This is a genomic window from Lysinibacillus sp. FSL K6-1151, assembly GCF_038630755.1.
In the GTDB taxonomy this organism is placed as follows: domain Bacteria; phylum Bacillota; class Bacilli; order Bacillales_A; family Planococcaceae; genus Lysinibacillus; species Lysinibacillus fusiformis_D.
Genome location: NZ_CP152040.1, coordinates 1,948,681 through 1,962,995, shown reverse-complemented (window position 1 = coordinate 1,962,995; position 14,315 = coordinate 1,948,681). Strand labels below are relative to the sequence as shown.

Here is a 14,315-nt window from a genome sequence, read left to right as displayed (position 1 = left end):
CCATCTTTATTTATACATATTGAATACGTTTTCGATGTCTGTATTGAGCTTGTTGATATCAACTGCTGTCACGGGTTGATTGACAAGCTGATACTTTTGTTTTAGCTGCATGATTCGACGGACACTCTCATTAATGCGCTCCTCTGTTATGTCTCCATCATGGACGGCTGCCTTCACAGCTTTTATGGCTGATGCGACATTCGTGTACTCATGGGCAATTAATATAATATCACTGCCAGCCTTGATTGAATCTACAGCCGCTTGACCGATAGCAAAATGATTCGTGATAGCTTTCATCGTCATATCGTCTGTCATAACAACCCCATCGAAGCCTAGCTGCTCCCTTAACATACCTGTGATAATTTCCTTCGACATCGATGAAGGGTATTGTGGGTCAATCTTTGGTAATAAAATATGAGCAACCATGACCACATCGGCACCGTTATCAATGGCATCTTTAAAGGGGACAAGCTCCAGTTGCTTTAAATCGGCCAAACTTTTCGTCACCTTTGGCAATTCTAAATGGGAATCCACGGAAGTATCACCGTGCCCAGGGAAATGCTTGATTACTGGAATTACTTGCTTGGACTCTAGCCCTTTCATTGTCTGAATGCCTAATTTGCTGACAATATCGGGATGATTCGAAAACGAGCGATCTCCTATAATCGGATTATTCGGATTGCTATTGACGTCTAGTACAGGGGCAAAATCAAGGTTAAAGCCAAATGCCTTTAATTGTTCCCCTAGCAATTGACCTACTTTAAATGACAATTGGGATTGATTGATATCCCCAATGCTTTTATTCGTTGGGAAGTTTTTTAAAGGCCCTGGTAATCTAACCACCTTCCCACCTTCTTGGTCGGTTCCTATGAAAAGGGGCACCTGATTATTGGTATTGGCAGCCATTAAGTCATTCATCAATGTGACTGTTTGCTGAGGGGTTTCAAGATTATTACCATAAAGAATCAAACCACCCACTTTGTCATCTTGAATGAGGCTTGTTGTGTCCTGCTGAAGCGTCGTACCTGACACACCTGCAAACATCATTTGACCAATTTTTTCGTCCAATGTCATCTGCTTGACCGTATCAGCTGCTTGTTGCTTTAATTCAGTATAGACCGAAATATGATGAACGACAGGATTAGGATCACTGTCAGTCGGTTTTGGTAAAATCCATTTTAATTGATAGTCGGCATTCACTTGGTAGACAAGAATGATTTGATTGGTCGTTGTATCCTGATAATAACGAACCTCATCGGGTTCACCTAGCTTATTTTTAATATCGGCTAAATGAATTTTCTTGATATCCTCTTTAAATGAACGAATATCAAAAGCATGTGAACCTTGAAAGCCAATCGTCACATCCTGATAAGCTTCATATCGTCCATTCACTGACTCCGTTACTTGCTGAGGCTCCCCCCATTGCTGATGAACCACTTGTTGATCCGCCTCACCTGCTGCAAACGGCACATAAGGGACTCTTCCTTCTAGTGCTAAACTGGCTATGTCCTGTAGGATGACCTCCACATTTTCTGACACCCCCTCTTGTTCAGATACTTCCTCTTGGACTGGGGATGGCTCAGAATTTCTTGTCGTTTGTGTGGCCGGCCGCATTTTTGTGCCGAGAAAAAAGAACAAACCCAGTAATATCAGCACGAGAACTAGGAGCAAACCACGTCTTCTTTTATACATGCAAAAACCTCCTTCACCAAACAAAATGGCGACTTCGAAACAAATCTATCAACTAACGTTATCATAACTGCCACTTGAATTCAAAGCTCACGTTATGAACAGAATCACGGCCTTCTATAGAAAATATTATCGTAAGCTAGCAAAAATGCAAAAGAAGATGTTAAAATATTCACATAAAGGGGGAAGCAAAGCATGGGGAAATTAAGTAAAAGGAATATATTATGGATTGTGCCTATCGGTATTTTAGGGGTATTTTGGTACTTTTATGGCCCACAAAAGGATATTACAAACAATGAATATATTACATATGTACAAAACTATACGTATGAAAATAGTACAAAAACTTTAGAAAGTGCCTTTGCCGCTGCCTGTGAAAATCCATATTGGGTTTATTTTGAAACACAAAAGGGACAGGACGTCGTAGAGTTCAAGGGGGATTGCCCCGTTGACAATGAAATAGCCAAGGTCAATGTGCAATTTCTTGTAGACAATGCCATCACAAGTGTCCAATCTGGTGCAATGCTTATTGATAGTAAAATGCAAGAGGAAGCAGAACGCGATCAATTTTTACTGACGCTTGTTCAAGAATAAAGGATATATGCCCTTATAGCTAGTCTATGAGGGTTTTTTGTGTAACGAAGGGCGGTGACGAAACATACAGATACAGACGGTCTCATAGATATTTTTTATAATTATCCAAATGGTTAATAAAGAAAATGCATGTTCCGCCTTACGTTTTGACTAGAAATGAGAAACGGCTCTTTGAGAAAGATTTATCATGACTTAAATGCTGTTAATTTTTCCTTTAAAAGTTTAACTTTTCGGAATGAAATAGGACACTTGTCGCCATTTAGCATAATAATCATCTTTGACTTCCAATTTATTTCGAGGACATTATTCAATTGAATCAAGTAGCTACGATGGCAGCGAAAAAATATTTCATCAAAACCCTCCTTCTCTTCTATCTCATTCAATTTTGCGTAGAACTCATAAAACCCTTGCTTTGTCGATAAAGTCAATTTATGAGGGACATCTGCAGCTTTAAAATATAAAATATCATCTAAATTTATATTTTTTACATATTCACCTACCTTAATTTGAAAATAGTGGGTGTCAAGTCGTTCACCTATATTTCGATATTTTGTAAAAGCAGAATTTAGAGCGCTGATAATACTATGCTGTAAGTCTTCTTCCTCGTCTTTTATAATAAAATCAAGGGCTTCTACTTGGTACTTAAATGTTAAGTGCAGCATTTCATTATGTGTAGTAATGAAAATTATACTTGCTAAAGGTAGAGCTGCCCGAATGATCTTCGCTAATTCTAGTCCGTTTATAGCTGTGCCGAAATCAATATCTAAAAAGAAACAATCCACCTGTTCTTTTTGAATAAACTTTGCTAACTCTTCTGGAGATGCCGTATTTAATACTACTTTAATACCGTTTTCCTCAATAAACGTATAATTATTAATATAGGATTCTACTTGCTTTGCAAATACTACATTATCTTCGCAGATTGCCACTTTCATAATTTCTCTCCTTTTATCCATTACGTAGGTTAGTAAGGTAGCTACGCACATTTTATAGAGCTAATAATGATGGTTTACTGAGATGATGTGGGTAACACCCATCATTACCTCAAATTATGCGCTTTTTAACGGTACTCCTATTTCAGCTAGTGTTTGGCTTGAAGACCCACTGAAAAAGCAAAACAAGTATTCATCTCCTCCCTTTAAAGGAGGAAGTCTTCTGCTGACGCAAGATCAACAACTCTACATTAAACCAATTATCCTCTACGCTTATATTTAGTAACATATCTGACGAGGAATCTACTATTTTTTTCACGGTACTCAATCCTAAGCCATGACCTTGCTCTTTAGTGGTATACCCCTCCCAAAAAAGTTTATTTATATCAATAACTTTCTTATTCATTTTATTTCGAATAACAAAAAGCGTAGAATCCTTTTGTTCTATTACAGCCAGTTGAATAAATTCTTGACGATCTTCTACACAATTCTCGATTGCATTATCCAGTAGAATACCTAAAATTCGAGTTAAATCAATCAAATCTTCCTCTAACTTTAACGGATTGGGAACCTCTAGTGATACTTTCAAATTTTGTTCAATAGCACTACTTACCTTATTGAAAATTAAACCTTTTAATGCAAGGTTTTGGATATTGTTTAAATGGGCTAGAATTTTATTACTCTCCAATGTTTTTTGTTCAAACTTTAAAATTCCCTGTTCAAAGTAGGTTTCTAAACCTTCCCAATCTTTATCCGCTATATAGCCTTTCAAACTAAGTAAAATGTTTAAATAATCGTGTCGAAACTTTTGCATATCTTTATTCACTTGCTCTAAAGATTGAATATAAACGCTAAAGTTTGAAAGTTCCTTTTCCTTAACCGTTAACTCATATTTTTTTAGATAAATACTAATGATAATCCCAATTAAGACTATTAATAATATAAAATATACTGTTAACAAAATTGTATTAAACCTTAATACTTCAATTTTCGAATACTTAAATACACGAAAAATATTAAAATAAAAAACACCAATAGTACATACTATAGCCACATTAATCAGCCAAATTTCTTTTTTCGGCATTTTGAAGTATATCTTTTTAATTAGTAAGGACAATAGGTAAATGATGAAAATATGTATACAGATAAATACAACTGTTCTTAAAAAAAATTGAAATAATTCATCCTTAAATGACAGATTGAAAATAATAATTGTAGCCAAATGATCAGAAATTATAGCGACAATAATAACAATCCCCCAATAAAACAGACATTTTGTTTTTGGATTCCCCCATAAAAAGAAGATAGTCATTCCAACTAGTAGATAAAGTATTCCGCTCCAAAATATCATTTGATATAGAAATACTGATGGAAGAAAGATAACTAGTGAACTGAATAAAACTCTTTTCCATGATGGCCGTTCATTTACTAAGTAATAAAAAGAGGCCATTAATAAAGCATACTGTATAGGTAAATTAATAAGGTTGATGGTCCATTCGTGCAACATTTTGAAAAATCCCCCTTTTATACATAATAAAGTATAAAAGGGGTTAGATCAATTTTCATAATATTCTATCTTCTTTTAAATCTTCTGGTACTGATACTTCATGAAGATAACCAAAACACATCTGAGAGGCTCCTAAAGCTCCTAAATATAAAAATAAACTACGTAAAGTTCTGATAAAAAATTTAGCCATACGTAACACCTCCATTTTTTAAAGTTTGAATAAGTAATGTTGTCAATTGAATAGTTATACCAATAAGAATGTACTGAAACACTCCTAGAGGAATGACAACCATGAGAATCAATAATAAAAATAATCGTATTAGAAGCTTATTTTGTAAAAGTTTTTTTTTTCATCTTGAATTGGATTTATCAGTGTTCCAAGAGGTCCTATTAAATAAATTGAAGCAATGACAATTAAGCTACTTCCATAAACCATAGTTGCTGACAAATCAACAAGATTTAAAAAGTAAGGGAAAATTACAAATACAAACACACTTCCCAAAATGCACCCTTTATTTGTACGACTGTGCCATCCGTAAGTCACCTGTCGGAGGAATAAAAAACTAAAATGGACAATTAACACTTTCAAAAATACTCCTAGTAAAGCCGCTAAAATATAAACAACTAAGCCTTTTTTAATAATATCTGCTACGATATAAAATCCGAATTTCAACTTTACTTGCTCTTTCGAATCCATCGAATCTGTTATAAATTTATTTAACAGCTTTTCTTCATAGGCAAAGAACTGCAATCAATCACCCCATATTAATCTAACTCTAAATTGTCGATAGCATAATTGTACTTAGTGATTCATTCACCCACTTTGAATATTACTTTTAAGCTTCACTTAGGTCAGCTTATAAATTTTTTGCCCTACAGCTGCTTATTTACTTGGGTTCAATAATTACTTGGATATCATCAACATAATTTGTTAACTCCAATTCAATTTCTTCGGAACTTAAAAGTTTGATTTGATTTGCTTTTATATTCGTGATTAACTGTTCTGGTTCATATGAAACATTCAGCGATGTAAATAGTACTTCAAATAAACGCAGTACATCGTCCTCTATCTCACTTAGTTTTTTTCCAGGTTGGTTAATCAAAATATTAATGTTTCCTAATTTATCATTCTCTTTACTGTGATTGTTTTTATATTCAATTATCATAATTTGTTTACCAGTTTCATAACCCGTCTCTGTTTCGCTCAGAAACTTAGAAACATCATATTTTTGTACATGACGTTCAAATTCCCCTATTGTCATGGGGAAAGTCTTCAGATTGGCAAGTGATTCATCTGTCTGATCATCAGAAGTCTGTTCAGTTGTTGACGTATTATGAGGATTTCCCTTCACCCCATACGGTGCACATGCGGTTAATAACAATGTTCCAACTACAAGACAATACTTTAATTTATTCAACTAGTTCACCTCGTTCTAATTCGTATACTTGATCACATAGGTAATCAATATGACGTTCATCGTGACTTGTTAATAAAATTGTGGTTCCTTTATTTTTATATTCAATCAAAAGCTCTTGAATTTCTTTTACCGATTCCTTATCCAACCCGTTAAACGGTTCATCTAAAATCAGAATTTGTGGATTTTCCATAATGGCTTGTGCAATTCTTAATCGTTGTTTCATGCCTAATGAATAATTTCGTACCTTTTTATTTTGAGCTTCGCTTAATCCGACTTTTTTTAAGGTTTGTATGACGTCCTCTTTCGTAATCTTTTTTTGGATATTTGCTAAAATTAATAAATTTTCTAAGCCTGTTAAATATGTAATAAACGGAGGTTGTTCAAGGATAATACCTGTATTTTTGATATATTCTTTACCAAAAACAATTTGTTTACCGTCAACCCAAATTTCTCCTGAATCAATTTTTGTAAAACCACTAACTGCCTTTAACAGCATTGTTTTGCCCGAACCATTATGACCAACCAAACCTATACAATTACCATCTTTAACTGTAATGGTAATATTCTTTAAAATCGTTTGTTCTTTTATACTTTTAGAAACTTTTTTTATTTCAATCATGACGCTGACTCCCTACCCTATTTCATATTTTGCGTTCCTTAGCATAATTTTTGAAACAACAATGATAAGCACCCCTAAAGTAATACCACTTTTAAAGAAAGGATCTTCTCCTATAAAAACAAGACTTAGTCCATTGATATTTAGATTTATTGCAAATAGACAAAGAATACCTATAAACATTACAAATAATGCGATAACCTCATTAAATTTTAAATAAATACAAAACATTAATTGTGTTAGGCCAATCACTAATAGAACACTCGTTAGGGCTAAAAAGATCATTTTTAACAGGAGTGTTTGCACATCTAGAAATTCCAAGCTATTTATTGTATAAATAAAACCGAAAATTGAAACATAGTAAACAAAAATAAATACGATACTATTTTTTATATACGATCCTTTAATAAATCTAAATGCTTCTTTTTTTGTATGGGCTCGAAGGAAAACGAATTGATAATAGCCTTTTTTTAACAATAAAAAGTGATATGCCCCCCAAAATATAGCCAATAAATAAAACATAAATGGTCCTATATAGTGAAACGGGCTATTCCCTTCCATATATTCGTACATTGAGAAATTGATATTGATAAAAATTCTATCAAATACCGCCTCTTTCGGTAAAATTACATCATAGTCATCCATGTAGATAATGATCTTTTGAAACCCTTGTTTAAAATTGATATACCCCAATGTAAGTGCAGAAAGAATAATCACGCCATATTTGATTAGCTTTCCTTTTGCCTCCATCTAACTCACTTCCTAATATTCCATATTGCGTACAGTTTTATTGACACCAACTACAAGTAAACATAAAGAAATAATGAATAATAGAATCAGTGGCAGAAAAACTTCCACTGTCGTGTATAAAGTATTAAATGCCGTGAAACTTGCAAAAATATCAAACCATACACTTCCTGTATAACTTCCAATTCTCCCATATACAAAATAAATAACTACTACTAATAAAATAACTTTATATTCACGATCTGTTAATAGTATTAAAGCACAAGATAATAAGCTAAATACAAATGCTAGTGCCAAGTATATGGTGCAAGTCATGAAAATAAAAAATAAATAGGGATGATTACTATAAAAGTCTTTAGGAAGCATTGATGCAAAACCACCTATATTCTCAATACTTCGATAGACAAATATGGCTCCAATTGAATAAAAAATAAGAAATGAGCCTACAACGATGCTTGTTGAGAGTAACACATATTGAATTACATCTTTGTAAATCGCCTTTTTTAAAGATTTATAGCGATTCCTTCCAAAAACATATAAGCTCCTTTTCTCCGAAAACAAACCTAAAGTCGTTAAAATAAATAAGGCAGGAATAAAATTAATCAAATAAAACATAGAAGAGTCTACAAATATTTCCCACGTTGAAATTTGGGAAATAAAATTACGTCTAATTTCTTCTTTTGTACCAACTAAATCTTCCGCATTATAGTCCATTGTTAGAATCTCAAAAAAATGACTGGCAAAGCCCCACGATAAGGCTAGTCCTCCAACAAGAAAAAGGACATTCAGTAATATGTATCTGCTTTTAACTTTTAAACTAGGCATAAAACAACCTCCTGTCTCCATTACATAAATAGATAAAATATCGTCCAACTAGGTTATCTCTAGTTGGACGATATTTAAATCTGGCTTAGTTACTTGCCGCCCATGAACCACTAATTGTCACTGAACCGCCACCAGTGTCGTTTGTTTTTCGAAGTCCTAACTTGTACTGATGGTTAACTGCTGCGTTTACAGCTGCAAACGTTTTTCTTTCGCCTCGTTGAAGAGTCGTTCCTCCTCGATAAACATCATTAGAATTTTTCATTGTCGCAGTAATCCATGCAGTACCCGAGTCGTTTGCTAGATTAACAATTGCGTCAGTATCAGAATGTCTTACTGAGTAAGGAGCAAACTTCTCAGCCCCAGAATATGTAACTGTGAAATTTGTAAATGTTTGTGGATCCTTTGCTAACGCTTCTCCATTCATTGCTCCTAAAAAACCTAGTGATAAAGCACTTACCATTAATACATGTTTAAATTTTGACATAATTTTGCCCTCTCCTTTAATTTAGGTTTGTCACTGACTAAGGAAATTAATACAACAACTAGAAGAATAGTGGTTACATCATCCTCACCCCCTATAGTTATAATAATAGCGATTACAATTCACAGCATTTCCATTTACTATACTATCTGTTAAAAATTATATATATTTTTCGTCTATTTTCCACATTTTTTCTTATAAGTAGACTTTTACATCTTAAGCGTACTATCATTATTCTCCTTTCTCTTAAATTTCTACATTTCTTCACTATTTATAGTAGTAAATGGATCTTATTTCTTTTTTCTAGCAATCCAAATTGTCCAACGATCCTTTTCAAAGATAGAGCCTTCTATGGTAATGGCCTTCTTTATATCCTCAAGAAGGGCCGATAATTATACGTCATTTAATTCATGCAAAAGACTATGTCTCGTTCTTCCTTACAAATGCTCCTTATTGGTATGAACCTGTCTTGTTCCCAGAGTGTGATTTCCTTAATTTCATGAAAACCCACTTCTTTTAAGCTTTCTATTACTACCTGACTGCTATGTCGACGCACCACTTCCTTTTGAATGAGACGATAAGCCACTTGAAAGAATGCGTTGAGATCTTTTAGATAATGTATCAATACCCGTTTAAGCACAACAACATAAGTATTTTCTGCAGGGCCTGCTGCTAAAGTATCCCCTTGGACAAATTGTGGATAAGCTCGGCAATTTTCTTTTGCCCCTCTATCATGGCTTGTGAAAAATCTCCTCCTGTTACAGAGGATACCCTCGTATTGATAAGTGACTTGGTATAGATGCCGCCTCCACAGCAGATATCAACCACCTGTGCCACATGTTGAAAAGGAATATGGGTTGTTAATGCTTCCTTCCATGAATTTTCTGTCTATCTTAGAAATGATCTCTAACTATACAACAATAAGATCTTCTATTCATCGATGCATGTTGCAATGTTTTCTCCCCTCTACAGATAAAAACCCATGCATGTACACGCATGGGTTGAGCTGCTATTAACGATTTCTTGAGGACTTTAAAATAGTCCGTTCAATCAGTCTTATTTCATTATTTAGCTTGGCAATTGCCGCTTCGATTTGTTGATAGCGCTCCATTTGGTTGACTTTCTCTGTTGATATTGAATCCTTTAAAGCGGCATGCCCTGCGTATAAGCTTGCTAGTAAATCTAGCTTTTGAAAATAAGCTGTGCTATATTGCTCCATAACACCCAGCCCCTCGTCAGATACTTTTTACACGAACAAATGAATTGTTGTTCATATTAGTACTATAGCCGAAAAAAACAGCATCGAAACCCAGCCTAAATCATTATTTATCATCCTTTTTTCACTAAATATTATTCTTTTAAAATAAAAAAGTGGCATTATTCTTCCTTTTTTAATAAAGAATAAATGAATGTATCATAGGCTTGCCCATTTTGATACATATAGTCTCTTAGGATGCCTTCTTGTTGGAACCCTAGCTTCATCAATAGTTGACTGGAAGCTTCATTTTCTAAAAAGACAACAGCTCCAATGCGATTCAGGTTCATGTCCTGAAAGCCATAGGCTATCACTTTTTGCACGGCTTCTTTTATATAACCTTGTCGCCAGTAATCGGGATGAATTTCATAGCCAATTTCTGCTCGATGATGCGCAGCCGACCATAAATGGAAGCCAATCGTACCAATGACTTCATTCGAATCTTTGCGTTCAATGCCCCAACGAATCCCTCTTTTTTGTTCAAAGTTTTTAGCAAACTGCTTAATAGCCTGTTTAGCCTGCTGTGTATCGACAAAGGGTTCCTGCCCATAATAGCGTGTTACAGCCTCATTCGAAAAGCAGCGGAAAATGGCTGGTACATCCTCTAAAGTTAGCTCTCTTAACCTAAGTCTTGCCGTTTCTAAAACTGGAAACATTCCCTTCTCCTCCTCTACCACCCATTACCATTTCTCTAATCCACTTTCAAAATCCTTTTTGACACTAGCTCTATCTCTTAAAAATTGATAAGATTAGCAATTATTACTATAAAGGTATTATAAAATAGCTTATAATAGTAATCAGACTATGCACTCCTACTACATGCATATCCATTACAGCTCAGCTTCCGTATTTTTCGGTATACCATTTTTGCTGAGTATAGATAAAGGTGATTTTCAACATGACATCCTATGAACGTATACTTATAATGGTCCCGCCGTTTCCCTAGCTACGCTATCTACTTGTAACGAACAAAGTAGATTTTGCTTGTAGGAGGGCAATATGTTGAAAAAACAGGCAGTACCATCTTTATTATTAATGATTGTTCTTGTGGCATTTCCACAAATTAGTGAAACGATATACACACCATCTCTACCGGATATTGCAGCTGCACTTGGTGTATCCAATAGCGCTGTCCAATTAACTTTAAGCATCTATTTTATTGGCTTTGCATTAGGTGTTTTTTGCTGGGGATGGATTTCTGATTTCATTGGCCGTCGACCTGCCATGTTAGCCGGTCTCCTTTTTTACGGTATAGGGAGCTTGCTCTGTGTTTACGCAGAGACGATTCCTTTTCTAATTGCAAGTCGATTTATTCAAGCGTTTGGGGCTGCCACTGGCTCCATTATTACACAGACCATTTTGCGTGAAAGCGTAGCAGGTAGCCAGCGACATGCTATGTTCGCACAAATTTCAGCTGTCATTGCCTTTACCCCTGCGGTAGGGCCGTTGATTGGTGGCTGGGTCGATCAAGCACTTGGCTTTCGAGCCGTGTTTTTTGTCCTTGTGGTGATGAGTATCTTGTTGTTCATGTATGCTTATTACAGACTTCCTGAAACAACAGATCCAGCCGCAAGACAACGAATAGCGATTTGGCCTGTCGTCAAACGCATTGTTGCTTCGCCAACCGTTCTTGTCTATGGACTACTGATTGGGGGCATCAATGGTGTACTATTTAGCTACTATGCCGAAGCACCCTTTATCTTCATTGGTCATTTTCAAATGTCACCAGGCCTATACGGTTTTCTTGGTATCATTGTGGCATTGGCTTCTATCATAGGGGCCATGATTTCAAAACGACTGGTCATCAACCATCCACCGCAAAAAATCATTCACCTCGGCTGTCTGGTGATGCTTTTGGGTGCTGTGCTGTTGACTATCGTTTGTTTGATGCCACTGCATGCATTACTCGTAGAAATCGGCATCTTGCTGACCGTTTTCGTCCTACTGCTCGGCTCTGGCATGGCACTTCCTAATTGCCTAAGTCTTGCACTAGTAGACTTTCAGGATGTTATTGGGACAGCAGGCGCGATTTTTAGTCTCGGCTATTACCTATTAGTCAGTGCCATCACAACGGGTATGAGTTTGCTACACAACGGTTCTTTATTAACAATGCCACTCTATTTCTTAGGTCTATCCCTGACGATGTGGCTTTGTGGGAGAAAATTTATACGATAATCGATGAAAGCGGGCATCTTATCGTCAGCATAAAAATGAGCCACCTTAAATAATTAAGGTGGCTTCTCCTATTGACGACATTATTGAAAATAATAATCCAATACTTCCTGTGCCGAATGAAAAACCTTATTGCTTTGCGTTTTATAAAGAAATGTTGGATTCGTACAGGCTTTTTCTAGACTTTTGGCTTGCTTTAGCTTATCGGTCATTTGCTCGATAATATCCGTGTAGCCATCGAGTTGATTAGATATTTTCGGTAGCATCGTGGGTGAGATGTTCAAAACAATGGATACTTGATCCTCAGCATAGCTATTTAAATTGATAAAAAAGCATTCTTCCAAATGCTTGGAATGTTTATCTACATTAATGACGGCTTCTTGATAATTGGCAATTACACCTGTGGATGTATTCGTAACCTTAAAGCCCTGCTTTGTTAAATGTTGTTCGACCATCTTTAAAAACTGCTCTACTTTTTCATCTAATTGCGGTGTAACAGTCTTCTCAATTAAATCATCACAACGCTGATAAATTGTATCGATTTCAGCCTGTTTTTCGACAAGTAGTTTAAAATTGGACATTGAATACACGCTTGATCTCCCCTTTTTACTAAGGTAGACATTCATGAAGCATTTTAGTCATGACCACGAAAAATAACTATCCAAAGGAGATACCTATGATTAGAAATTCTGTAAAAGCCATCATTATCGTTGATGGCAATATATTGCTAATAAAAAATCAAGATGACGAGGGCTATTTTTATCTTTGCCCAGGTGGTGGACAAGAGCATGGTGAGACATTCCCTAAAACACTGCAAAGAGAATGCCTCGAAGAAATCGGCTCCTCTGTTCAGATTGGAGAGCTTCTTTTTATCCGAGAATATATTGGAAAAAATCATGAGCATGCCGCCTTTGACGCAAATGTCCACCAGGTAGAATATTATTTTCAATGTCAATTCAATGGGCAAGTTTGTCAGCCAACCAATCCAGATCAACATCAAATCGGCACACAGTGGATACCTATAGAAGAGCTACACACTTATAGATTTTATCCTAAAGCATTCATCCGCCCTCTACAGCACTTTATCCAAGGACAACAAACAGCGATTTATTTAGGAGATGTCAATTAAAGCCGGCTTCTATCCTCATTGACCGCTCTTACACTAGATTTTTCACCATCGTATAATAACTACTACCTGGTGGATAATCTTTAATTTCTCCTACCACTTGATAGCCTTGTGCCTCATAAAATGTGCGAGCTTGAAACTCCTAGGTTGTCAGCAGAGCTTTTGTAGCACCCATTTCCTTTGCTACTAACTCTGCCTTGGCTAGGAGCTTTGTGCCAATTCCTTTTCCACGATACTCTTCACTAAACCAAAACTTATGTATTTCCACCCATCCCCAGTAGACTTCAGCCGTTATACCACCTACCCATTGCTGCTGTAAATCTGTGACTATCAATTGCAATGGTTGGATTGCCCCCTGCTGTCTACTTGCACGATGATAAGAGGAATGTTCATTATTATAGGCGCGAATTTTTTCACTTAAAAAATTCGTAAACGCTTCATGCTGTTTATGTAAAACCTCAACTTGATATTCCATCGAGTTCCTCCTAGTCCTGATAGCGTTTTACTAGCTTGTCCTGATGAGCCGCAAATATTTCTTCTAATGGAATATCATATTGATTGGCAATGACAATAAGATTGCCTAGTACATCCCCTAGCTCTTCAATAAGCTCTTGTTTATGTTCCTCATAGGATTGTGTTTTTTCATCTGGTCGATCTCTACCAATCTCGATCGCTCGAATGGCTCTCGCTACCTCACCAGTTTCTTCTGCCAAGAAGCCAATACGTGTAAAAATATTGAGCTCTGACCAGCCTCGTGCTTCATAATAATCCTTTACCCAACGTTGAAATTCATTTAGTTCCAATTCCTTTTCCTCCATTTCCTTCCTCTTCAAAATAAATTATACTATTATTTGTGCCTTAGCCAAAGCCCTTGTTAAAATCTATGCTACCCATGGGAGGCTTTGGGAACAGCATGAGACTGTCATTACTAAAGGCGTGGCGTTTTTACGCTA

Annotated in this window: 18 protein-coding genes; 3 read left to right on the top strand and 15 right to left on the bottom strand. The window is 35.8% G+C overall.

Going from position 1 to position 14,315, the window contains the following annotated elements; all coding sequences use genetic code 11:
* Nucleotides 1–6 precede the first annotated feature (6 nt).
* Complete coding sequence (nagZ, locus tag MHI04_RS09375) at nucleotides 7–1,692, bottom strand: beta-N-acetylhexosaminidase (RefSeq protein ID WP_342535581.1); 1,686 nt, start codon at nucleotides 1,690–1,692, stop codon at nucleotides 7–9.
* A gap of 192 nt (nucleotides 1,693–1,884) precedes the next feature.
* Between nagZ and MHI04_RS09370 the strand changes: the two genes are divergently transcribed.
* Entirely contained in the window at nucleotides 1,885–2,283 is a 399-nt protein-coding gene (locus tag MHI04_RS09370; protein ID WP_058844985.1) for a hypothetical protein, read from the top strand.
* Between the two features lie 185 nt (nucleotides 2,284–2,468).
* On the opposite strand, the gene MHI04_RS09365 is transcribed toward MHI04_RS09370, so the two are convergent.
* The 11 genes from MHI04_RS09365 to MHI04_RS09315 form a co-directional block, all read right to left on the bottom strand.
* Entirely contained in the window at nucleotides 2,469–3,218 is a 750-nt protein-coding gene (locus tag MHI04_RS09365) for a LytTR family DNA-binding domain-containing protein (RefSeq protein WP_036127449.1), read from the bottom strand.
* Nucleotides 3,219–3,408: 190 nt separating this feature from the next.
* Nucleotides 3,409–4,722, bottom strand: coding sequence for a GHKL domain-containing protein (locus MHI04_RS09360; RefSeq protein WP_342535580.1), 1,314 nt, complete (start codon nucleotides 4,720–4,722; stop codon nucleotides 3,409–3,411).
* A 55-nt stretch (nucleotides 4,723–4,777) separates the two neighbouring features.
* On the bottom strand, nucleotides 4,778–4,912 hold the full coding sequence (locus MHI04_RS09355) for a cyclic lactone autoinducer peptide (RefSeq protein ID WP_196243770.1): 135 nt from the start codon (nucleotides 4,910–4,912) through the stop codon (nucleotides 4,778–4,780).
* Between the two features lie 129 nt (nucleotides 4,913–5,041).
* The gene (locus tag MHI04_RS09350; protein ID WP_036127456.1) at nucleotides 5,042–5,473 is read right to left on the bottom strand and encodes an accessory gene regulator B family protein; all 432 of its coding nucleotides are present in this window, start codon (nucleotides 5,471–5,473) and stop codon (nucleotides 5,042–5,044) included.
* Nucleotides 5,474–5,609: 136 nt separating this feature from the next.
* A complete protein-coding gene (locus MHI04_RS09345; protein WP_036127458.1) occupies nucleotides 5,610–6,140 on the bottom strand; it encodes a hypothetical protein in 531 nt (176 codons plus the stop codon).
* On the bottom strand, nucleotides 6,133–6,759 hold the full coding sequence (locus MHI04_RS09340) for an ATP-binding cassette domain-containing protein (RefSeq protein WP_036127463.1): 627 nt from the start codon (nucleotides 6,757–6,759) through the stop codon (nucleotides 6,133–6,135). Before MHI04_RS09340 ends, MHI04_RS09345 begins: the two co-directional genes overlap by 8 nt.
* A gap of 12 nt (nucleotides 6,760–6,771) precedes the next feature.
* Nucleotides 6,772–7,506, bottom strand: a complete 735-nt coding sequence (locus MHI04_RS09335) for a hypothetical protein (RefSeq protein WP_036127466.1) — start codon at nucleotides 7,504–7,506, stop codon at nucleotides 6,772–6,774.
* A 12-nt stretch (nucleotides 7,507–7,518) separates the two neighbouring features.
* Nucleotides 7,519–8,328: a hypothetical protein gene (locus MHI04_RS09330; RefSeq protein ID WP_036127469.1), complete on the bottom strand. Its 810-nt coding sequence runs from the start codon at nucleotides 8,326–8,328 to the stop codon at nucleotides 7,519–7,521.
* An 85-nt stretch (nucleotides 8,329–8,413) separates the two neighbouring features.
* Complete coding sequence (locus MHI04_RS09325; protein WP_036127472.1) at nucleotides 8,414–8,812, bottom strand: hypothetical protein; 399 nt, start codon at nucleotides 8,810–8,812, stop codon at nucleotides 8,414–8,416.
* Nucleotides 8,813–9,821: 1,009 nt separating this feature from the next.
* Complete coding sequence (locus MHI04_RS09320) at nucleotides 9,822–10,028, bottom strand: hypothetical protein (protein ID WP_271913097.1); 207 nt, start codon at nucleotides 10,026–10,028, stop codon at nucleotides 9,822–9,824.
* Nucleotides 10,029–10,186: 158 nt separating this feature from the next.
* Entirely contained in the window at nucleotides 10,187–10,720 is a 534-nt protein-coding gene (locus MHI04_RS09315; protein WP_340810935.1) for a GNAT family N-acetyltransferase, read from the bottom strand.
* 346 nt (nucleotides 10,721–11,066) lie between these two features.
* Between MHI04_RS09315 and MHI04_RS09310 the strand changes: the two genes are divergently transcribed.
* Nucleotides 11,067–12,239, top strand: a complete 1,173-nt coding sequence (locus tag MHI04_RS09310) for a multidrug effflux MFS transporter (protein ID WP_340812690.1) — start codon at nucleotides 11,067–11,069, stop codon at nucleotides 12,237–12,239.
* 80 nt (nucleotides 12,240–12,319) lie between these two features.
* On the opposite strand, the gene MHI04_RS09305 is transcribed toward MHI04_RS09310, so the two are convergent.
* Entirely contained in the window at nucleotides 12,320–12,817 is a 498-nt protein-coding gene (locus MHI04_RS09305) for a hypothetical protein (protein ID WP_230593953.1), read from the bottom strand.
* Between the two features lie 95 nt (nucleotides 12,818–12,912).
* On the opposite strand from MHI04_RS09305, the gene MHI04_RS09300 reads away from it, so the two are divergent.
* Entirely contained in the window at nucleotides 12,913–13,365 is a 453-nt protein-coding gene (locus MHI04_RS09300) for an NUDIX domain-containing protein (RefSeq protein ID WP_036127498.1), read from the top strand.
* Nucleotides 13,366–13,504: 139 nt separating this feature from the next.
* On the opposite strand, the gene MHI04_RS09295 is transcribed toward MHI04_RS09300, so the two are convergent.
* Nucleotides 13,505–13,837, bottom strand: coding sequence for a GNAT family N-acetyltransferase (locus MHI04_RS09295; protein WP_342535577.1), 333 nt, complete (start codon nucleotides 13,835–13,837; stop codon nucleotides 13,505–13,507).
* 10 nt (nucleotides 13,838–13,847) lie between these two features.
* Complete coding sequence (locus tag MHI04_RS09290; RefSeq protein WP_036127510.1) at nucleotides 13,848–14,165, bottom strand: MazG-like family protein; 318 nt, start codon at nucleotides 14,163–14,165, stop codon at nucleotides 13,848–13,850.
* Nucleotides 14,166–14,315: the final 150 nt, after the last annotated feature.